The organism is Pseudofrankia sp. EUN1h (assembly GCF_001854645.1).
Classification (GTDB): domain Bacteria; phylum Actinomycetota; class Actinomycetes; order Frankiales; family Frankiaceae; genus Pseudofrankia; species Pseudofrankia saprophytica.
The window spans coordinates 17,725-39,124 of the sequence record NZ_MBLN01000116.1; the positions used below are offsets into that span (position 1 = coordinate 17,725).

The following is a 21,400-nucleotide window of genomic DNA, read 5'->3' on the forward strand; positions in this document are numbered from 1 at the left end:
ACCTGATGTGCGACGGCTTAGTCTCCGCCGATGGCCGCCCCCGTGGTGACGCGGGTGTGGAGATGCCAGCCCGCGGCGCGCTGGCGTTGCCGCCAGAACGCGGCGTAGCGGCCGTCGCTCGCCAGCAACTCGGTGTGGGTGCCGCGCTCGGCGACGCGGCCGCCGTCCAGGACCAGGATCTGGTCGGCGTGGGCGACGGTGGTGAGCCGGTGGGCGACGACGAACACCGTGCGGGCCAGGGTGAGCGCGGCCAGCGCGGCGGTGATCGCGGCCTCGTTCTCCGGGTCGACGGCGGCGGTGGCCTCGTCGAGCAGCACGATCGGGGCGTCCTTGAGCAGGGCGCGGGCGATCGAGACCCGTTGGCGCTCGCCGCCGGACAGCGAGGTGCCGCCCTCGCCGACCTGGGTCTCCCAGCCGTCGGGCAGCCGGTCGACGATCTCGTCGACGCGGGCGAGCCGGGCCGCCTCGCGCAGCTCGGCGTCGGTGGCGTCGGGGCGGGCCAGCCGGATGTTGTCGGCGATGCTGCCCTCGAACAGATAGACGTCCTGGAACACCGGCGCGATCAGGGTGCCGCGCTGCTCCGCGGTCAGCGCGCGCAGATCCACGCCGCCGACGCGGATGCCGCCGGCGTCGACGTCGAGGAACCGGGCCAGCAACCACAGCAGGGTGGTCTTGCCGGCCCCGGACGATCCCACGATCGCCGTCGTGGAGCCCGCCTCGGCGGTGAAGCTGATCCCGGACAGGACCGGGCGGTCGCGGTCATACCCGAAGCTCACGTCGTCGACGTCGACGCGGTGGCCGTCGACCTGGGTCGGATGGTCCGGCTCGGGCAGGGGAGCGGTCGCCAGGACCTCGTCGATGCGGGTGAGGCTCGCCCTGGCCGCGCGCAGCGTGCCGCCGTACTCGGCCGCGGCGGCCAGCGGTTCGGCGAACCGGGCCAGCAGCACCAGCAGGGCGACCAGTTCGGCCGTCCGGCCGCCGTCGTGCAGGGCCAGGGCCGTGCCGAGCAGGATGAGCGCGGTGAACACGAGCTGGATGGTGAGGGCGTTGCCGCCGAGCGCGGGCAGGGAACGGCCCAGCTGGCGGCGGCCGGCGGCGTGCTGCGCGCGCAGCGCGCCGTCGAGCTGGGCGTAGCCGTCGGCCGCCCGCCCGGCGCCGCGCAGCACCGGCTGCAGGCGGGCGAACTCGACGACCCGGTCGGCGGCCTCGACGCCGGTGGCGTGCAGCTGCTCGTCGACGCTGGCGGCGCGCCGGGCGGCCCAGGAGTACACGGCGAATACCAGAGGGACGGCGGCGAGCGCGCCCAGCCCCAGCCGCCAGTCGAGGATCAGGATGCCGGCGACGACGGTGAGCGGGGTGACCGCGGCCGAGACGATCGGCTGGAACATGTGCGCGGGCAGTCCCATGATGTCGACGACGCCCTTGCTGGTCAGCTGTCCGACGCCGCCGACCCTGCTGCCGCTGAACCAGCCGATCGGCAGGTCGGCCAGATGGTCGCCCAGCCGGTGGTGCAGGGTGCGCGCGAGCAGGTGCCCGAGCCGGAACCCCAGCTGCTGCTGGGCGTAGGAGACCAGCCAGCCGGTCACCACCACCGCGGCGAGGACCGCGAACCAGCGGGCGGCGCCGCCGGTGTCGCCGCGCAGCAGGTCGCGCAGCACAGGCACCAGCAGCACGTAGGCGACGCCCTGCAGCACGTTGTAGACGACGAGCGCGGCGAGATAGCGCAGGTAGTCGCCGCGGTGCCTGGTACCGAGGACCCTGCCGAGCTGCCGGATCACCGCGCCACCTCCGTGTCCGTCCTGCCGCCGTCGTTCGGTGTGTCCGTCGTCGTGATGTCCGCCGTCTGGGCCGCCCACAGCTGGGCGTAGCGGCCGCCGGCGGCGATCAGTTCCGGGTGTCGGCCGCGCTCGACGACCCGTCCGGTTTCGAGGACCAGGATCTGGTCGGCGGCGGTGATGCTGGCCAGGCGGTGCGCGATCACCAGCACCGTGCGCCCGGCGGCCACGGCGGACAGCGCGTCCTGGATCGCGGCCTCCGACTCGGGGTCCGCCCACGAGGTCGCCTCGTCGAGGACGAGGACGGGCGTGTCGGCCACCACGGCACGGGCGATCGTGACCCGCTGCGCCTCGCCGCCCGAGAGGTGGGCGTCCTCGCCGATCACCGAGTCGTAGCCGCGGGGGAGCGCGCTGATCACGTCGTGGACCTGGGCCGCGACGGCGGCCTCGACGACCCGTTCGCGGGTCGTTCCCGGCCGGGCCAGGGCGATGTTGTCGTGCACGCTGACGCGCAGCAGCCCGACCTCCTGCGTCACGAACCCGACCTGGCGGTACAGCAGCTCGCTGCCGACGTCCCGGACATCCACGCCGCCCAGCAGCACGGCGCCGGCGTCCGGATCGGCGAAGCGAGGGAGCAGGCCGGCGAGGGTCGACTTGCCCGCGCCGGACGGGCCGACGAGCGCCGTCACCGTGCCGGGTTCGAGTACCGCCTCCACACCGTCGAGCACGCGGACGCGGCCGTCGTAGCTGAACGACACTTCCCGCAGCTCGACCCGGTGGCCCGCGGGCTCGCGCGGCCGCTGCGGCTCGGTGACGATCGGGGTCGCCAGCAGGGAGCCGATGGCGGTGGCGGCGCCGCGGGCGAGCTGCAGCGCCGTGGCGGAGTGCTCCAGGTTCAGCAGCGGCCCGGCGAGCCCGATGCCCAGCACGACGAAGGGCACCACGTCGGCGGGGGCGCACCAGCCGGCCTGGGTGAACCCGATGCCGGCGCCGAGGATCACCAGCAGCATCGTCGGCCCGGAGACCGCGGCCATCGTGATCGCGAACGGCCGCAGCATCGGCTTCGTCCAGCCCTCGAAGGCGTCGGCGAACGCGTCGGTCTCGCGCAGGAACCGGGCGTGCGCCCGTCGCGCCTGCCCGAACGCCTTCACCACGGCGATGCCACGGACGAACTCGACTGCGGCGGCGTTGATGCGCCCGAGCGCCGTGACGTAGGTGGCCATCTGCGCGCCGTAGCCCTTCGTCATCCGCCCGTAGGAGAAGGCGAAGAACACCAGTGGCACCAGCGTGACCAGCGCGAGCCGCCAGTCCGCCCAGAACAGGTAGCCGAGCACCACCAGCGGCGTGACCGCGGCGCCGACGAAGTCGTTCACAGCGTGGGCGACCAGCGTGTGCAGCGCCGACACCTGGTCCTGYACCGCCGTCTTCACGACGCCGCTGGAGCGCTGGTCGAACCAGCCCAGCGGCGCCCGTCCCAGCCGGCGCGCCAGGCGGGTGCGCAGGTCGAACGTCAGGTCGTTGTCGGCGAGGTGGCTGATCGCCCCGGCCGCGCCGACCAGCGCGAAGCGGGCCACGAACGCGACGACCGCGACGAGCACGACCGTCCAGGCCCGGCTGTGGTCGACGGGGGTTCCTAGCAGGGTGCTGGCCAGCTCGCCGATGCACACGTACGGAACCACCGCGGCCACGGAGCCCGCCGCCTGGCACACCGCCGCGACGACCAGCCGCCCGCGGACCGGTGCCAGCAGGGCGCCCAGCGCCGCGGGCGGAGCGTCCGGCCCGACCGTCGCCGGTGGCGTCTCGGCCATCAGCCTTCCCCCTTCGTCTCGCGGGCGCCCGGGTGAGCACCCGCCCTTGTCGATCAACAAGTTGTAGGTTAGGTTAGCCTAACTGGACGCTGTCCAATAGACCTGCGAACGGTTTTCCTCCGCCGCACTCCGCCCGAAAGGGGCGCTATGTCCATCTCGGAGCCACCTGACACCGCCGTGGCGGGCCCGCACGCCAGCGAGCCCGAATCCGGGCCCGGGCCGGGCGTCAGCGAGGGCGCGCTCGCGCCCGTACCCGCGCGGGCCGGGCTCGTGCTCGCGGTCGTCTGCCTGTGCCAGCTGATGGTGGTGCTCGACATCTCGGTGGTGAACGTCGCGCTGCCGTCCATCCGCGCCGACCTGGGCTTCAGCGCGAGCGGCCTGCAGTGGGTGGTGAACGCCTACACGCTCACCTTTGGCGGGCTGCTGCTGCTCGGCGGCCGGCTCGCCGACCTGGCCGGCCAGCGCCGCGCGRCCGTCGCCGGGTTGGGCCTGTTCGGGCTCACGTCGCTGCTCGGTGGGCTGGCGCAGAACCCGTCGGAGCTCATCGCGGCACGCGCCGCGCAGGGCGTGTCCGGCGCGGTGCTGCTGCCGGTCAGCCTCACCGTCATCACCACCACGTTCACCGAGGGCGCGGCGCGGCACCGGGCGCTCGCGGTCTGGGGGGCCGTGGCGGGCGCCGGCAGCGCGGTCGGCGTCCTGCTGGGCGGTGTGCTCACCGAGTACCTGAACTGGCGGTGGGTCCTGTTCGTCAACGTCCCGATCGCCGCGGTCGCCATCCCGCTCGCCGCCGCGTGCATCGGCAACCTGCGCACGGCCCGCCGGCCCCGCCTGGACGTCGCCGGCGCGGTGCTGGCCACGGCCGCGATGGTGCTGCTGGTCTACGGGGTGGTACGCACCGACACCTACTCCTGGGGCTCGGCGCGGACGCTCGGCACGCTCGGGGCCGCGGCGGTGCTCGCGGTGGCGTTCGTGCTCGTCGAGCGACGGGTCGCCGCGCCGCTGGTCCGGCTGGGGATCCTGCGGTCCCGGTCGCTGTCGGTGGCCTGCGTCGTCATCTTCCTCGTCGCCTGCGGCCAGTTCGGCGCCTTCTACTTCGCCTCGCTGTACCTGCAGGGCGTGCTCGCCTACAGCCCGCTGCGAACGGGGCTCGCGTTCGTGCCCTTCGCCCTGGGCGTGATCGCCGGCACGATCGTGGCCGCGCGCCTGATGGCCCGGGTTGGTCCGCGTCCGCCGCTGGTCGGCGGGCTGGCGCTGGGCGCGGTCGGGATGGGCTGGTTCGGCTGGGTCAGCCCGGACGGTGGCTTCGCCACGGACCTGCTCGGCCCCTCCCTGGTCACCTCGGTGGGCCTCGGGCTGTGCATGGTCACCAACACCGCCGCCGGCACCACCGGCGTCGCGCGCGAGGAGGCCGGACTTGCCTCGGGCCTGCTGAACGCCGCCCGCCAGTGCGGGGGAAGCATCGGCCTGGCGGTGCTCGTCACGGTCGCGGCCACCGTCACCCGCCACCAGGCCGACCCGGCCAGCGCCGCCGCGGTCACCACCGGCTACGACCGCGCCTTCCTCATCGCCGGCATCCTCATCGGCATCGCCGCGCTGGCGGCGTTCACGCTGCTGCCGTCCCGGCCCCGCGACCGGGCCGCCGCCGACCGGCCCGCCGGTGCCCCGACCAGGACTTCCGGATGACGAGCCTATTAGGTTAGGCTTCCCTAATCAGCCAGTTCGGTCGGAGGTGGGGCATCGTGGCGGGGATCCGACAGGAGATCCGGCGCATCACTCGGGACGGATCCTCGCGGGTCGCCTGTGTCGTCAGGGTCGAGTCGGTGGTCGCGTTGTCTCCCGGCTTCGCCAGGGTCACGGTCAGCGGCGACGGTCTCGACGGGTACCGCGAGGTCCTGCCCGCCGACGCGTTCAAGGCCATGCTGCCCCCGGACGGCCTGTCCAGCGTCGGAGAACCCGAATGGGACGTCAACGGCTTCCCCCGTTGGCCGTCCATGAGCAGCCCCCCGGTCCCGCGCGCGTTCACCGTCCGGCGGTTCGACCCCGCGGCCCGGCGCATCGAGTTCGACGCCATGCTGCACGCGGGCGGCGTCGTCCGACGCTGGCTGGACCGGGCGCGGCCCGGCGCGACCTTCGGCCTCATCGGGATGCGGCGCGACTTCTATCCCGGGGACGGGGTGACCCGCCACCTGATCGCCGCCGACTCGAGCGCGCTTCCCGCGGTGGCGGCCATCGTCGAGTCGCTCGGCCCGCACGTCGAGGCGACGGTCTACCTCGCAGTCGACGACGAGGCCGACGCGGCGCTCGTGCCCGCGCGGGACGACGTCCGGGTCGAGATCGTGCCCGGTGGTTCCCCCGCTGGCACGGGCTCGCCRCTGGAGCGGGCGGTGCGCGCGGGCGAGCGGCCGGGCGGGCGCGTGCAGGCCTGGCTCGCCGCGGAGGCGGGCGTGGTCAGGGCGCTGCGCCGCTGGGCGCTCGCGGATCTCGCGGTCTCGATCGACGACCTGCATGCCACGGCCTACTGGAAGGCGGGACTGGACAGCGACGCCCGCGACGAGGCGGACCTCGTCCGGTACGAGTCGGAGCTGGCGACCGGTGCCGACCCGACCGATCCGGGCGTCCGCGAGCGCGTCGAGCTCGAGGTCTGAGCCGTCGGCGGCGCGGCGCGACCGACGGGCCGGGCCGGCACCATGAGAAGCAGTTCAGGCGGCTGGGGAGGCCGAGCCGGCCGGCGCCGCCTGGGCGCGCCAGTACCCGCAGAAGGAGACGTCCTCCTTCGGGATGGCGCGCTCGGTCACGAGGAACCGGCGCAGGCCCGTGACCATCGCGGACTCGCCGACGACGAACGCGTAGGGGCGTCCCTTCGGCGGGTCCAGCGCGGTGACGGCCGCCCGCGCGAGTGCGCCCGGCCGCGCGTGCGGGTCGTCGCGGCTGAGCCAGTGCAGGTTCACCCCGACCGGCGCGTCGATCTCCTGGGCGTCGTCCGGCCCGGGAATCTCGAGGAACGCCTCACCCCGCGCGTCGCGCGGAAGGGACTCGCAGATACCCGCGACGGCTGGCAGGCCGCTCTCGTCGCAGACGAGCAGGGCCCAGTCGGTCTCGGGCGCGGGGGTGTACATGATCCCTTCGTCGACGAGCGCCACCTGATCGCCGGGACGGGCACGCTCGGCCCAGGCCGAGGCCACCCCGCCCTCGTGGGTCATCACATCGATATCCAGCTCCGCCGACTCGGTCCGGAACGCGCGCACCGTGTAGTTGCGCATCACCGGCCGCGTGGCCTTCGGTATCGACAGGTACTGCACGTAGCCCGACAGGCCGGYGCGGCCCGGCCGGCGGAGCTCATGCTGGCCCTCCTGCGGGATGTACAGCCGGAACCACTGGTCGAACCCCATCGGCTGGAACCGGCGCAGGTCCTCGCCGCTGACGGTGATCCGGACGGCATGCGGGGTGATCCGCTGGGCCTTCACCACCTCCGCGCCCAGGACCTCCCGCTCCGCCGGCTTCTTCAACCTGCTGTGGCTGGCCATCGAGTGTGGCCTCTCCTCCCGTGAGATCCGGCGCGCCCAGGCGCACGGACCGTGGCGTAACCAGCCAAAATGTGGCTACTTTGGTTTGGTTAGGTTAACCTAAGTCACCTCGGCTGGATATGGGAGGTGCGGTGAGAACAGGGTTCATCGGGCTCGGCACGATGGGGCGGCCCATGGCCAGGCGGCTGCTGGCCGCGGGGCACGAGCTGGCGTGCGCGTCCAGGTCTCCCGGGCCCGTGCGGGAGCTCGCCGCGCTCGGGGCCGTGCCGCTGCCGACCGCCGCCGACGTCGTGGCGTGGTCGGAGATCACCTTCCTGTGCCTGCCGGACGACGAGGCGGTCCGCTCGGTCGTCGGGGAATGCCTGCCGGTCGCGCGCGGCCGCACGATCGTCGACCACTCGACCGTCGGCCCCGACACCGAGACGCGGCTGGGCCGGCTCGTCCGCGAGGCCGGCGGCCACTACCTCGACGCGCCGGTCTCGGGCGGGCCACAGGGCGCCGAGGCGGGCACCCTCGCGGTCATGGTCGGCGGCGACGCGGGCGTGTTCGAGACCGTGCGACCGGTCATCGACGCCTACGCCGGCTACGTCGCGCTCGCGGGCGACGTCGGCGCCGGCCAGGTCGTCAAGCTCTGCAACCAGGTGCTGGTGTGCGCCCAGCTGCTCACCCTGGCCGAGTGCGCCGAGCTGGCCCAGCGCTCTGGGGTGAGCCCACAGGCACTGCATGACGCGCTCGGCCACTCCACCGGCGACAGTTTCATCGCCCGCTCCCGTTTCCCGGTGCCGGGGGTCGCGCCGCACAGCCCGGCCTCGAACGACTGGCGGCCCGACTTCACCACCGCCCTGATGCACAAGGACATCGACCTTGCCTGGGCGCACGGCAACCGGGTCGGCGCCCCGCCCCTGTCGGCGCTGCGCGTCCTGGACCTGCTGACGGAGAACCTCCTGTCCGGCAACGCCKGGCTCGACTTCTCCTCCTTCGCGGCCCTGGTTCCGGCCCGTCCCAGGCAGGAGACGCACTGACTGCCGCTGACCGCCCCGCTGACCACGCCGCCGGCCACCCCACCGGCCGTTGATCGCTGATCATCGCTCGTTGCAGACCGCCGCTGACCCGCGCTGACCCGCGCTGACCCGCGCTGACCGCCGCTGACCAGCGTGTTCCCGGCGCGCCCGGAGGTCGCCGCTGCGCGCGGCCACTGCCAGTCCGATCTCGATGGAGGACATCAGACATGCCCGCCCAACCCGTGTCCGCCGGCACGGCGACCGCCGAGTCCGGCGAGGACACCCTGCTGCCCCGGCTGCGGGCGACCGGCCTCTCGCCCGAGGTTCTCGCGGTTCCGGCCCCGCCCCTGGCCGAGATGCCGGCGCCGTTCTCGGTGCGGTTCGCCGACCCCGACGCCGACGCCGAGCTGGTCTCGGAGTGGATGAGCCGCGACCTGCTCATCCACACCTGGAACTCCGCCTGGCCGGCGCAACGCTGGGGGCGCTACCTGCGGGCACAACTGGACAGCGACTTCTCCCGGCCGCTGATGCTGAGCTACGAGGACACAACGGTCGGCTACCTGGAGCTGTACCGGGCCTCCCGCGACACCATCTCCACCTTCTACGACGCCGATCCCTGGGACCTGGGACTGCACGCAGCCGTCGTGGTGCGCTCGGCCATGCCCGCCCGCGGCATCGCCTACGGGCTGCGCGGCATCGTCGAGGGCGCGTTCCGGGCCGAGCCGCGGTGCCGCCGGGTCATGTTCGAGCCCGACCACCGCAACACCCCCGCGCGGCTGGTCTGCGAGCGGGCCGGCTGCCAGAAGCTCGGCCTGCACGACATGCCCACCCGCACGATCGCGCTCTACGCCTGGCCACGCGACCAGAAGGACACGCCCCCCGCCTACCAACGCGTCGGGGCGGCCGCGGCCGCCGACTGACCCGCGCGGGCCCGCCGCCACGCCGGCCCGCCGTCACAGACGACCTGATTGCTGACTTCGCGGACTCGGAGGCCGACGAGGCATGGGGAACGACACCGACCGCAGGCTCGCGCTGCTGCGCCGAACCCTGACCGAACGCGGCCTTGCCGGCCAGGAGCCGGCCGCCACGGCGCCCGCCCGGCGCGGCGGCGACACGCCCTACCCCCTCTCGTCGGGCCAGCGGCGCATGTGGTTCCTCCACCAGGTCGACGCCAGCCGCGCCGACCTGAACGTGGGCGTGGCCATGCGGCTGGCCGGCGAGCTCGACCGGGATCGGCTGGCCCGCGCCGCGACCGCCGTGGCCGAGCGGCACGAGATCCTGCGCACCACGTACCACGCGGACACCGACGGCACCCCGTACCAGACCGTCCAGGCGGCGCCGGCGCCGGCGCTTCGCCTCGCCACCGACGACCTGCGCGGGCTGCCGGCGGATGATCGGGAGGCACGGGTACGCCGCCTGGCGGCGGACGAGTTCACCCGCCCGTTCGACCTGACCCGCGATGCGCCGCTGCGGCTGACCGTGGCGCGCACCGGCGACGACGAGCACGTCCTGCTGCTGGTCGCGCACCACATCGCCTGGGACGACGACTGCTGGGAGCCGTTCTTCGCCGACCTCTCCCAGGCGTACGTCTCCGGTGCCACCGGGCCGACCCCGCCCGYCCAGTACCTGGACCTGCAGGTCCTCGACCCGTCCGCGCGTCCGGGCGGCGCCGCCATCGCCGCGGACCTGGCGTACTGGCACGACGCGCTCGCGGGATCGATCGAGCCCTTCGAGCTCCCGGGCGAACACGCCCGGACGGCCGTCCCCGTCGCGCCTGGCGCCGCCACCGCGCCCGGCTCGCCGGGCGCCAGCGGACACCGTCAGGTGGACGTGCCCGCCGACGTCGCCGCCCAGGTCCGCGCGCTCGCGCGCTCCCTGCGCGCCAGCCCCTTCGCGGTGCTCACCGCAGCGTTCGCCGCGTTGACCCACCGCGTCACCGGCGCGACCGACCTGGTCGTCGTCACCCCCGTCGTCGACCGGCCGGGCCAGCACGCCGCGGGCGCGCTCGGGTACTTCGGCAACACGCTGCCCCTGCGGATCCAGGTCGCCGCGGCCGGTTCCTTCCAGGCACTCGTCGAACACACCAGGGACGTGTGCGCCGGGGCGTTCGCGCACCAGGGCGTCGGCCTGGAGCGCATCGTCGCCGAGGCGCTCGCCAACCGCGGCGGCGGGCTGGACACGCTCGCCCGGGTCGGGTTCGGCGTCCGCTCCGGCACGTGGACGGGGCTGGCCGTGCCCGGTCTGCGCTCCGACCGGCTCGACCTGCACGGCGCCGTGGCGCAGCTGCCGTTCGAGGTGATGGCGCAGCCKACCGCCGACGACTCCTGGCTGCTGGAGGCCACCTACCAGCTCGACGTCGTGGGCGACCAGATGGCTGCCCGGCTGCTGGAGGAGCTCGTCGTCCTGCTCGGCGCGGCCGTCCGCGGGCCGGACACCGCCGTCGGCGACCTGCCGGTGCTCAGCGAGCGGCGCCACGCCGAGCTGCTGGGCTTCTCGACCGGCCGTCCTGTCACGCTCGTGGTGCCGACGCTGCCGGCCTTCGTCGCCGCGCAGGCCCGACGCACCCCGGACGCCCCGGCGGTCGTCGCCGACGAGGCCACCCTCACCTACGCCGAGCTGACCGGCCGCGCCTACCGGCTCGCGCACCGGTTGATCCGCCAGGGGATCGGCACCGAGGACATCGTCGCGCTGCGCTACCCCCGCGGCCTGGACATGGTGGTCGCGACACTTGGCGTCGTCGCCAGCGGCGCCGCCTACCTGCCCGTCGACCCCGAGTACCCCGCGGACCGGATCGAGTACATGCTGGCCGACGCCCGGCCGCGACTCGTCCTGGACGGGCCGCTGGACCTCGACGACCCGGGGCTGCCCGCCACCGAGCCCCTCGACGCGGACCGGGTCCGGCCGCTGCTGCCGGACAACACCGCGTACGTCATCTACACGTCGGGTTCGACGGGGGCGCCCAAGGGCGTGCCCGTCTCGCACGCCGCCATCTGCGGTCACCTGTCGTGGCTGAAGCAGGAGTACTCGGTGGGCGGCGACGACGCGCTGCTGCAGGTGGCCTCTCCCAGCTTCGACGTCTCGGTGGGCGAGCTGTTCGGGCCGCTGTGCGCCGGCGCGCGCCTCGTCCTCCCGCGTCCCGGCGGCCTGCAGGACCTGGCCTACCTGACCGGGCTGCTGGACGAGCAGCGCATCAGCTGGATGCACTTCGTCCCGTCGCTGCTCGACCTGTTCCTCAGCCTGCCGGGCACCGCGGACTGGAAGTCGCTGCGCCTGGTCCCGATCGGCGGCGAGGCGCTGCCGGGGGAGCTGGTCGACSGGTTCCGGCGCACCTTCGACGCGGCCCTGCACAACTTCTACGGCCCGACCGAGACCACGCTCGCCGCCACCCGCTACGTCGTGGACGGGCCGCAGGGCACCCGCACCGTGCCGATCGGCATGCCCAAGGCCGACACCCAGGTCTACGTCCTCGACGAGCGCCTGCGGCTTGCGCCGCCCGGCACGGTCGGCGAGATCTACATCGGCGGCGGCCAGCTCGCCCGGGGCTACCTGGGCAGGCCGGGCCTGACCGCGTCGCGGTTCGTCGCCGACCCCGTCCGGCCGGGCGGCGGCCGGCTCTACCGCACCGGGGACCTGGGCCGCTGGAACGCCGAGGGCGAGCTCGAGTTCACCGGCCGCGCCGACGAGCAGGTGAAGATCCGCGGGTTCCGGGTCGAGCTGGGGGAGATCCAGGCCGTGCTCGCCCGCCACCCCGAGGTGCGCCAGTGCGTCGTCGTGGCCACGGAGGCGGAGCGGCTGGGGACGGCGCTCGTCGCCTACGTCGTGCCCGCCAGTAACCGGTCCGCCGAGCGCTGGGAGCGGGACTGGTCCGGTGCCGACGGCCTGGAGGGGCAGCTGCGCGACCATCTCGCCCGCGCGCTGCCCGCCCACATGGTGCCGGCCGCGTTCGTCCGGATGGGGCAGATCCCCGTCACCGCCAACGGCAAGGCCGACCGCGCCGCGCTGCCCGCCCCGGACCTGGCCGCGGGCCGGCCCGACCGCGAGCCGTCGACTGGGACCGAGAAGCTCATGTGCGCGGCATTCGCCGACACGCTCGGGCGCGACCACGTCGGCGTGGACGCCGGGTTCTTCGAGCTCGGCGGCCACTCCCTGCTCGCGACCTCGCTGCTGTCCGCGGTCGAGGCACGGACCGGGGTGCGGCTGCGGCTCGCCGACGCCTTCGAGGCGCCGACCCCGGCCGGTCTCGCCGCCCTGGTCGACGCCCGACTCGCCGGCGTCACCCCCGACAGGCCCGAGCTGCCGCCGATCGTCGCGCACCCGCGCCGGCCCGAACGGCCGCCGCTGTCCTACGCGCAGCTGCGGCAGTGGGTCGGCTACCGGGTCGAGGGGCCGCGCAGCACCTACAACATCCCGTTCACCGCACGCGTCGACGGCGAGCTCGACGTCTCCGCCCTGGCCGCGGCGCTGCGCGACGTGACCGACAGACACGAGGTGCTGCGCACCGTCTACCCGGAGGTGGACGGGGTGCCCCACCAGGAGATCTGGCCCGCGCTCCGGCTGGACCTGCCAGTGGTCGACCTGACGGGGGAGCCGGACCCGTACCAGGCGCTGCGCGACCTGCTGCCAGGCCTCGCCGGGCACCTGTTCGACCTGTCGGCCGCGCCGCCGATCCGGGCGACCGTGCTGCGGGTCGGGCCCAGGCTGCACTGGCTCTCCGTGGTCGTCCACCACATCGCGGCCGACGAGTGGTCGGCGCCGGTCCTGTTCCAGGACATGGTCACCGCCTACCGGGCCCGCGTCGGGGGCGCCGCGCCGGGCTGGGACCCGCTGCCGGTGCAGTACGTCGACTACGCCCTGTGGCAGCGGGAGATGTTCACCCCGCGGACCCTGGAAGCTCCCGCGGACGAGACTGCGCGGCCGCGTCCGGCCGACGGCCGCGAGTCGACCATCGAACGCGAGCCGACCATCGAGGAGGAGCAGGTCGCGTTCTGGCGCGAGGCGCTCGCGGACCTGCCCGAGGACACCGCCGTCGGCCGCGACCGGCCCCGGCCCCGCGTCCAGTCCGACCAGGGCGACACGGTGACGCTGCGGGTGTCGCCGGCGCTGCGCCAGCGGCTGGCCCAGGTCGCGCGGGAGACCGACGCGACGGAGTTCATGGTGCTGCAGACCGCCGTGGCGCTCACCCTGCACGCGCTCGGCGCCGGCCCCGACATCCCGCTGGGCACGCCGGTCGCCGGCCGCACCCGCCCGGAGGTCGCGCGGACCGTCGGCATGTTCGTGAACACCCTGGTCCTGCGCAACGACCTGTCGGGTGCGCCTACGGGGCGGGAGCTGCTGCGCCGGACCCGGGCGCTGGCGCTGGCGGCCCTCGCCCATCAGGACCTGCCGTTCGAACGGCTGGTGGACGCGGCCAACCCGGCCCGCACCACGGCCCGCCACCCGCTGTTCCAGGTTCTGGTACACCTGCGCGAGTCCGGGCTGACCAGCACGGCGCTGGACGAGTGCGGCACGACGCTGCGCACCGAGGCCCCGGTCGACACCACGGCCAAGTTCGACCTGACGTTCGACTTCTACGCCGACGGCGACGGCTTCGGCGGCGGAGTCAACTACCGCGTCGAGCTGTATGACCGGGCCACCGTGCAGACCATCGTCGACCGCCTGCTGCGGGTGCTCGACGCGCTCGCGACCACCCCCGACAGCCCGCTTCCCGCGCTCGCCGTGCTGTCCCCGGACGAGCGCGCCTCGCTGGACGCGTGGAGCTGGCCCGACCCGGAGCCCGAGCTCACGACCGAGCCCGTCCCGGCGACCGTGCCCGAGCTGCTCGAGCGGTCCCGCCGCGGCGCACCCACTGGCGGGCTGGTGCGGTGCGCCGCGGCGACGATCGACCACGCGACGCTGCACGAGCGCGCCGACCGCCTCGCCGGCCACCTGCGCGCGCTCGGCGCCGGGCCGGACACCTTCGTCGCCGTCGCGTTGCCCCGCACGCTCGACATGCTGGTGGCGCTCGTCGCCGTGATGAAGTCCGGCGCGGCGTTCCTCCCGCTCGACCTGCGCCTGCCGGCCGAGCGGCTCGCCTTCATGCTCGCCRACGCCGAGGCCGTCTGCGTGCTCACCACCGGGGCGGTCGCGAACCTGCTGCCCACCTCGGACGGGGAGGCCGGTGCCGGTGCCGGCGCCACGCCCGCCGGCACGCCGCGCGTCGTGCTCGACGACCCGGCCACCCAGGCCGCGATCGCCGCCGCGGACCCGCCGGGCGAGCTCGGCCTGCGCGGTGACCATGCGGCCTACCTGCTGTTCACCTCCGGGTCCACCGGCCTGCCCAAGGGCGTCGTCGGTACCCAGCGCGCCATGGCCAACCGGCTCGCCTGGCAGCCGCGGCGCTACCCCGTCGACGACCCGGACGTGCGCCTCGCGCAGGGCGCGCTGAGTTTCCTCGACGGACCGCTGGAACTGCTCGCCGCCGTCGCGGTGGGCGCCGAGCTGCTGCTCGCCGACGACGAGCAGGCCCGCGACCTGTCGGCGTTGGCCGGGCTCCTGCGGGCGCACCCGGTCGGCCAGGTGACGATGGTGGCCAGCGCCGTCAGCGCGCTCGTCGACACGGCTCCCGACGCGGTGCGCTCGGTGCGCCGCTGGGTGTGCAGCGGCGAGCCGCTGCTGGACCCGCTGCTGGACCGGCTCGCCGCGGCCGCGCCCGAGCGCCACCTGGTGAACTCCTATGGGACGACCGAGACGGCCGGAGCGATCGTGCGCACGACGGTCACACCCGGCCGGCTCGCCGCCGGGCGGCCGGTCCCCGGCACGCGGATCCTGGTCCTCGACGACCTGCTGCGCCCGGTGCCGCCGGGGACGGTGGGGGAGGTCTGCGTGTCCGGCGCGCAGCTCGCCCGCGGGTACTGGCGCCGCCCCGGCCTGACCGCGAGCCGGTTCGTCGCCGACCCGTTCGCCACCGAGCCCGGCGGACGGCTCTACCGCACCGGCGACCGCGGCTGGTGGGACGCGGACGGGCGGCTGCGCTTCGCCGGCCGGGTGGACCACCAGGTCAAGATCCGCGGCTTTCGGATCGAGCTCGGCGAGGTGGAAGCGGCGCTGCGGGCGGCGCCCGGCGTGGCCGCCGCCGCCGCACGGCTGCACCCGCTGCACGGCGCGGACGCCATCGTCGGCTACGTCGTCCGCGACGCCGCCGACGCCGCGGCGGGTGCCACAGCGGCGGCCGGCGACGCGGACGACCGGGCCTTCGCCGACCTGGTCCGGGCGCACGTCACCGAACGGCTGCCGAGCTACGCGGTGCCCGCGATGGTGGTCGTCCTGCCGGAGTTGCCGCTGACCAGGTCCGGGAAGATCAACCGGCCGGACCTGCCCGCGCCGGACCTGGCAGCGGCGGCGGTCGCCGACGGGCTCGTGACCGACACCGAACGCGCCCTCGCCGCGATCCTCGCCGAGGTGCTGGGCGTGCCGCGGGTCGGGCGCTCCGACCGGTTCTTCGCCCTCGGCGGCGACAGCATCGTCTCGATCCAGGTGTCCGCCAAGGCGCGGGAGGCCGGCCTGCCCTTGGAGCCGAGGCTGCTCTTCGAGCACGAGACGGTCGAGGCGGTGGCCGCCGCGATCGACGTGGCCCGCGCCGACGTCGCCGCGTCCGGCGACGGCGAGCCGGGCGGACCGGGACGCGACGCGCTGGACGGCTGGCTCGCGCCCGAGACCGACCCGATGAGCGCGTCCGGGCTGGACGCGACCGACCTCGCCGCGCTCGAACGCGCCTGGAGGGCACGATGACCACCACGGACGCGAGCGCCACCGACGCGAGCGCCACCAGCACGAGCACCACCGGGACACAGCGCCACCGGATCGTCGACGTCCTCGCGCTGACCCCGCTGCAGACCGGGCTCTACGCGCTCGCGCAGGCCCGCGAGCCGGGCGCCGTCGACCCGTACACCATCCAGTTCATCGCCGACATCGACGGCCCGCTCGACGTCGACCGGCTGCGGCGCGCCACGGTGGCACTGCTGGACCGGCACCCGAACCTGCGGGTGTCGTTCTGGGACCGCGACCTGCCGCATCCGGTGCAGATCGTGCCGGACCGCGCCGCGCCGGCCTGGCGGGAGGTCGTCTGCGCGCGCTCCGAGCTCGACGCGCTCGCCGACCGGGAGCGGCGCGTCCCGTTCGACCTCGCCGCCGGCCCCGCGATGCGGTTCGCCCTCGCCAGGAGCGAGCCTGGGCGCCACCGCCTGATCGGGACGGTGCACCACATCGTCGTCGACGGCTGGTCGGTGCCCACCATGGTGCGCGACCTGGTCGCCGGCTATCTCGCCGACGGCCGGACCGACCACCTGCCGCGGGTCCGGCCCTACCGCGACTACGTCGCCTGGTTGGGGCGCCAGGACCCGGGCCAAGCCCGGTCCGCCTGGCGCGACTACCTCGCCGGGCTGGCCGAACCGTCGATCCTCGCTCCCGGCCGCCGCGGCACGGCCGCCGCGCTGCCGGTGTCGGTCGAGGTGGGCCTTGCCGCCGCCGACACCGCGCGCCTGACCGCCTGGGCGCGCGCGAGCGGCCTCACCGTCAACACGCTCACCCAGTTCGCCTGGGCGGTGCTGCTCGGCCGGCTCACCGACCGGCGCGACGTGGTGTTCGGGGCGACCGTCGCGGGCCGTCCCGAACAGCTCACCGGCGTCGAGGACATGGTCGGCCTGTTCATCAACACGGTGCCGGTGCGGGCGCGGCTCGACACCGCCAGCACCGTCAGGCAGGGCTGCGCCGACCTGCAGCGCCGGGTGGTCGGCATGCGGGCGCACGGCGGGGTCGGGCTGGYCGCACTGCAGCGCTTGTCCGGCCACCCCGAGCTGTTCGACACGCTGATGGTGTTCCAGAACGCCCCGCGCGGGTCGATGGCGGACGTCGTGYGCGCACCGGACGGCGTGGTGTTCACGCCGCTGCGGCTGGACAGCCTCACCCACTACCCGCTCACGCTGGTGCCCTACCTCGCCGACGGCGAGCTGCGCGTCGTGCTGGAGCACCGCGCCGACCTGCTGCCCAGCATCGACCCCGGCGAGCTCGGCGCCCGGCTGCTCCAGGTCCTGCGCGCCCTGCCCGACCACGCCGACGCCGACCCGGACACGCTCGACATCCTGCTGCCCGGCGAGAGCGCCGCGCTRCTCACGTCGGTGAAGGCAGCCGGGACGACCGGTGTGGCGGCCGGGACGCCCGGCGCGGTTGCCGCGGGGCGTGACGAGGCGCCGAGCGTCGCCGACCTGTTCTGGCGGCACGTCCAGGACACGCCGGCGGCGCTGGCCATGACCTGGTCCCTCGAGTCCGAGGCGTACGCGGACCTGGGCGGCGCCACCGTACCCGGCCGGCTGGGCTACGGCGAGCTCGGCGCCGCGGCCGCCCGGCTCGCGCATGAGCTGGTCGCGCGCGGCGTCGGCCAGGAGGACGCGGTCGTCATCGCGTTGCCGCGCGGCCCGCGCTTCGTCGTCGCCCTGCTGGCGGTGGTACTCGCCGGCGCCACGTCGGTCCCCGTCGAGTGGCCGGTGCCCGCGGCGCGGCTGGCCACGCTGGTCGACCGGACCTCGGCGGCGCTCGCGATCGCCGCCGCCGCCGAGCTGGCCGGCTGCGCCGTACCGGTCCTGAACCTGGACGACCCGAAGACGGCCGCGTCGGTGGCCGGACGGCCCGCTGAGCGGCCGGCCGTGCGCGTGTTGCCCGACCAGGCACTGTACACGATCTTCACGTCTGGTTCGACGGGCGAGCCCCGGGGCGTCGTGGGCACGCATCGGGGGATCGCCGCCCTGCTCGCCGACCACCGCGACCGCGTGTACGAGCCGGCGGCCCGCCGGCTCGGCCGGCCGCTGCGGGTCGGCCACGCCTGGTCGATGAGCTTCGACGCGTCCTGGCAGCCAACGCTGGCGCTGCTGGCCGGGCACGCCATCCACGTGTTCGACGCGGACGAACAGCGCGACCCGGCCAGGCTCGTGGACGGCATCAGGCGCTTCGGCCTCGACATGATCGAGACGTCGCCGTCGATGTTCGGCCATCTGGCCCAGGCCGGTCTGCTGGAAGCCACGGCGGAGGGGGAGCGCTGCCCACTCGCGGTGCTCGGTCTCGGCGGCGACGCGGTCGGGCAGGACGTGTGGGACCGGCTGCGCGCGCTGCCGACCACCGCCGTCCACAACTTCTACGGGCCGACCGAGACGACGGTCGACGCGGCGTCGGCCGCGCTCGCCGAGACGGCCGAGCCGAGCATCGGGTACCCGGTCGCCGGCATGCGCGCCTACGTGCTCGACGCCCGGCTGCGGCTGGTCCCGGCGGGTGTGGCCGGCGAGCTCTACCTGGGCGGCGACCAGCTCACCAGGGGCTACCTTGGCCGGCCGGGGCACACCGCCGGTCGATTCGTCGCGGATCCCTTCCAGACCGGGGAACGGATGTACCGCACGGGCGACGTCGTGCGTCGCGCGGTGGCGGGCCGGCTCGAGTACCTGGGCCGCGGCGACGACCAGGTCAAGATCCGCGGCTACCGGGTGGAGCCGGCGGAGATCGAGGCGGCGGTGCGCGCGGTGCCCGGCGTGTCTACCGCCGTCGTCCGGGCGGTGGCGCGGGGCGCGGGCCAGGCCCTCGTCGCCTTCGTCGTCCCCGCCGGTGGCGTCCCCGCGCCGGCCGCGCCGACGCCGGCCGCGCTGCGCGCCCAGCTCGCGGACCGACTGCCGGCGCACCTGGTGCCCGCCCGGTTCGTGCTCGTCGACGCGCTGCCGATGACGTCCAACGGCAAGGTGGACGCCCGAGCTCTGGAGGCGCTCGCCGCCGGCGGCCCGGGCGGCGTGGGTGCGGGTGACGCCGAGGCAGCCGGGGCGCAGCCAGCCACCGCGACCGAACGCGCGCTGTGGGCGGTCGCGACCGAGCTGCTCGGCGCGGCTCCCGCCGGCGTCGGCGCGGACCTGGCGGACCTGGGGCTCGACAGCATCTCGACGATCGCGCTGGTGAGCAGGGCGCGGGCCGGCGGGATCGTGCTCACGCCGCGGCTGGTGGCGGTCAGCCGCGGTATCCGCGAGCTGGCCGAGGCCGCCGACGCCCTGGCGGCCCGGACGGCGGCCGGCGGGGCGGGCGGGCCGGCAGGGCCCGCGGACGAAGGGCTGGGCACGGTGCCGGCGCTGCCGATCGCGCGGTGGCTGCTCGAACTGCGGTCCTTCCGCCGCTTCACACAGACGCAGCTGCTGGCGGTGCCGCCGGGCACCGGGACGGCGGGCGTCGAGACGGCCCTGCAGATGCTGCTCGACCGCCACCCGATGTTGCGCGCCGCGCTGGCGCCCGCCGGGGACGCCCTGGTGACCCATCCGGTCGGGGCGGTCAAGGCGGCCGACGTACTGCGGGTCGTGCCCGGCGACGCGCCGTCCGCGCTCGGCGCCGAGGCCCGGGCCACCATCGACCGGGTCGACCCCGCCCGCGGGCGGATGCTGGCCGCGCTGTACCTGCCGGACGCCGACCTGCTCCAGCTGTCCGTGCACCATCTGGCCGTCGACGCGGTGTCCTGGGCGATCATGCTGCGGGCGCTGGCCCGGCCGAGCGAGGCGACCGGTGAGCTGACCAGCTACCGACGCTTCGGCGAGCTGGCGCGCGGGCGCGCCGGCGCCGACGAGGTCGCCCAGCAGGTGCCCTACTGGGCGGCGGAGCTCGCCGGGGCCGACCAGCCGCTGGGCTCGCGGCGCACGGACCCCGCCAGCGACCGCGCGGCGAGCCTGCGGGTCGCGACGTTCGCGGCCTCGCCGGAGACGACCGCGGCCCTGGTCGACGCGGTGAGCCGCGAGGTCGGCCTGCGCGAGTTGCTGCTCACCGCGCTGGGCTGGGCGGTCCGCCGCTGGCGCCCCGCGCTGCCGGACGTGGTCGTCGACCTGGAGTCCCACGGCCGGCACGACCACCTCGTCGTGGCGGCCGGTGACGAGGGGGTAGGAGCCGCCGGACCCGGCGCCGCCGACGTCGACGATGTCGACACGTCGGCGACGGTGGGCTGGTTCACCAGCGTCTTCCCGTTCCGGGTGCCGGCGGTGCCCGAGGCTGACGGCACGCCCGAGCCCGACGGCGCGCGGGGGAGCGGGGGAGCCGAGGAGCCGGCGGCCGACGAGTGCGCGGCGCTGTGGCGGGCCGCCGAGGCGACCGCGCGGCGCCTCGCGGCGGTGCCGAACCAGGGGTTCGACTTCGGTCTCGCCCAGAGCCTCCGCGAGGACCCGCGGCTGCGGACGGCGGCGGTTCCCCCGATCGAGTTCAACTACCTCGGTCGCTTCGACCAGCAGCCGGCGGACGCCGGCGGCTGGGCGGCCGTGACCGACCGCGCGCTGCACGACCTGCTGCCGGCCGACCCGGAGCCGGACCTGCCGCTGCGCTACGACCTGGAGGTCATCTGCGCCGTCGGCTCGGTCGGGGGCCCCGGGTCGCCCGCGTCGCTGGTGACGACGCTGCGCGCGAACGGCAACGTCCTGGCCGCGGCCGACCTCGACGCCCTCGGCGGGCACCTGCTCGACGCGGTCACGCTGCTGGCCGGCTCCACGCGGCACTGGTAGCTGTCCAGTATTGGGGCTGGCAGGGCTTGGGCGGGTTCCGCCTGGCCCAGGTCGGCGTCGCCCCTTGAAGATGTGCAGATAGTTGGCGCCGATCTTCCTCGGCCTTCCTGTCCTCGGCCTTCCTGTCCGGTACCGGTAGATGCTCGAATCCCGTGTCCAAACCCGCGCGCGGCTTCGCCGTAACCTCGCAGCGTGGGCGTTTACGAGAATCCATCGCAGGTGCCGCATGGCCTCGCGGACGAAGCGCTCACTGCTGCTCTGGAGGGCACGGATCAGGCGCTTGAGCCCAGCTCCGTGTTGGTGGGGTTGGCGCTGTACGACGACGATCGTGTCTTCGTCGAGCGCTGGTGTTGCCGGGTCGCACGCGACAGCGCCGACCTGTGGCTTGTCGCCACGGCATCGCTCTGCCTGGGGCACCTCGCTCGACGCTTCGGATACCTGGAACCCCAGTCGGTCGTGCTCGTCCGCCAGCTCGCCGAGCGTCCGGACCTCGACGGCCGGGTTCTCTCCGCGCTTGATGACGTGACGTTCTTCCTTGAGGAGCCGCCTGACCCAGGGGGAGCCGAGGCGAGACAGCTAGTGCGCTGACCACGGTGTGTGCTGCCCCGTGCGCTGCTTGCCGGCCGGCTGCGCGTGGGCTGGACCGTGGCATTTGGGCGTGCCCATAGGCTCGATCATCTGACACACACCGGCAGCAGTACGGCGAAGTGTGTTGGCTCAGGCTGTCTATGGACACGCCGAAATGCCACGATCCCG

General features: G+C 75.0%; 10 protein-coding genes. 7 read left to right on the top strand and 3 right to left on the bottom strand.

What is annotated here, in order from left to right; all coding sequences use genetic code 11:
- Nucleotides 1-17: 17 nt before the first annotated feature.
- Both BCD49_RS39020 and BCD49_RS39025 read right to left on the bottom strand, forming a co-directional pair.
- A complete protein-coding gene (locus BCD49_RS39020; RefSeq protein WP_007509224.1) occupies nt 18-1,778 on the bottom strand; it encodes an ABC transporter ATP-binding protein in 1,761 nt (586 codons plus the stop codon).
- A complete protein-coding gene (locus BCD49_RS39025; RefSeq protein WP_007509226.1) occupies nt 1,775-3,583 on the bottom strand; it encodes an ABC transporter ATP-binding protein in 1,809 nt (602 codons plus the stop codon). The genes BCD49_RS39020 and BCD49_RS39025 overlap by 4 nt, the downstream gene beginning before the upstream one ends.
- Nucleotides 3,584-3,730: 147 nt before the next feature.
- Between BCD49_RS39025 and BCD49_RS39030 the strand changes: the two genes are divergently transcribed.
- Together BCD49_RS39030 and BCD49_RS39035 are read left to right on the top strand one after the other, a co-directional pair.
- A complete protein-coding gene (locus BCD49_RS39030) occupies nt 3,731-5,266 on the top strand; it encodes an MFS transporter (protein ID WP_071042514.1) in 1,536 nt (511 codons plus the stop codon).
- Nucleotides 5,267-5,322: 56 nt separating this feature from the next.
- Nucleotides 5,323-6,228, top strand: coding sequence for a siderophore-interacting protein (locus BCD49_RS39035; protein ID WP_007509230.1), 906 nt, complete (start codon nt 5,323-5,325; stop codon nt 6,226-6,228).
- 54 nt (nt 6,229-6,282) lie between these two features.
- Here BCD49_RS39035 and BCD49_RS39040 read toward each other — a convergent pair whose 3' ends face one another.
- Nucleotides 6,283-7,107 carry a siderophore-interacting protein gene (locus BCD49_RS39040; protein WP_071042515.1) on the bottom strand — a complete coding sequence of 275 codons (825 nt, stop codon included), beginning with the start codon at nt 7,105-7,107 and terminating at the stop codon, nt 6,283-6,285.
- 131 nt (nt 7,108-7,238) lie between these two features.
- Here BCD49_RS39040 and BCD49_RS39045 point away from each other — a divergent pair, with 131 nt between their 5' ends.
- From BCD49_RS39045 to BCD49_RS39065, 5 genes are all read left to right on the top strand, one after another.
- Nucleotides 7,239-8,129 carry an NAD(P)-dependent oxidoreductase gene (locus BCD49_RS39045; RefSeq protein WP_158072992.1) on the top strand — a complete coding sequence of 297 codons (891 nt, stop codon included), beginning with the start codon at nt 7,239-7,241 and terminating at the stop codon, nt 8,127-8,129.
- A 206-nt stretch (nt 8,130-8,335) separates the two neighbouring features.
- The gene (locus tag BCD49_RS39050) at nt 8,336-9,028 is read left to right on the top strand and encodes a GNAT family N-acetyltransferase (RefSeq protein ID WP_007509236.1); all 693 of its coding nucleotides are present in this window, start codon (nt 8,336-8,338) and stop codon (nt 9,026-9,028) included.
- A gap of 82 nt (nt 9,029-9,110) precedes the next feature.
- Entirely contained in the window at nt 9,111-15,875 is a 6,765-nt protein-coding gene (locus BCD49_RS39055) for a non-ribosomal peptide synthetase (RefSeq protein ID WP_071042517.1), read from the top strand.
- Nucleotides 15,872-20,644: a non-ribosomal peptide synthetase gene (locus BCD49_RS39060; RefSeq protein ID WP_071042518.1), complete on the top strand. Its 4,773-nt coding sequence runs from the start codon at nt 15,872-15,874 to the stop codon at nt 20,642-20,644. The genes BCD49_RS39055 and BCD49_RS39060 overlap by 4 nt, the downstream gene beginning before the upstream one ends.
- A 192-nt stretch (nt 20,645-20,836) precedes the next feature.
- The gene (locus BCD49_RS39065) at nt 20,837-21,232 is read left to right on the top strand and encodes a hypothetical protein (protein WP_035925061.1); all 396 of its coding nucleotides are present in this window, start codon (nt 20,837-20,839) and stop codon (nt 21,230-21,232) included.
- Nucleotides 21,233-21,400: the final 168 nt, after the last annotated feature.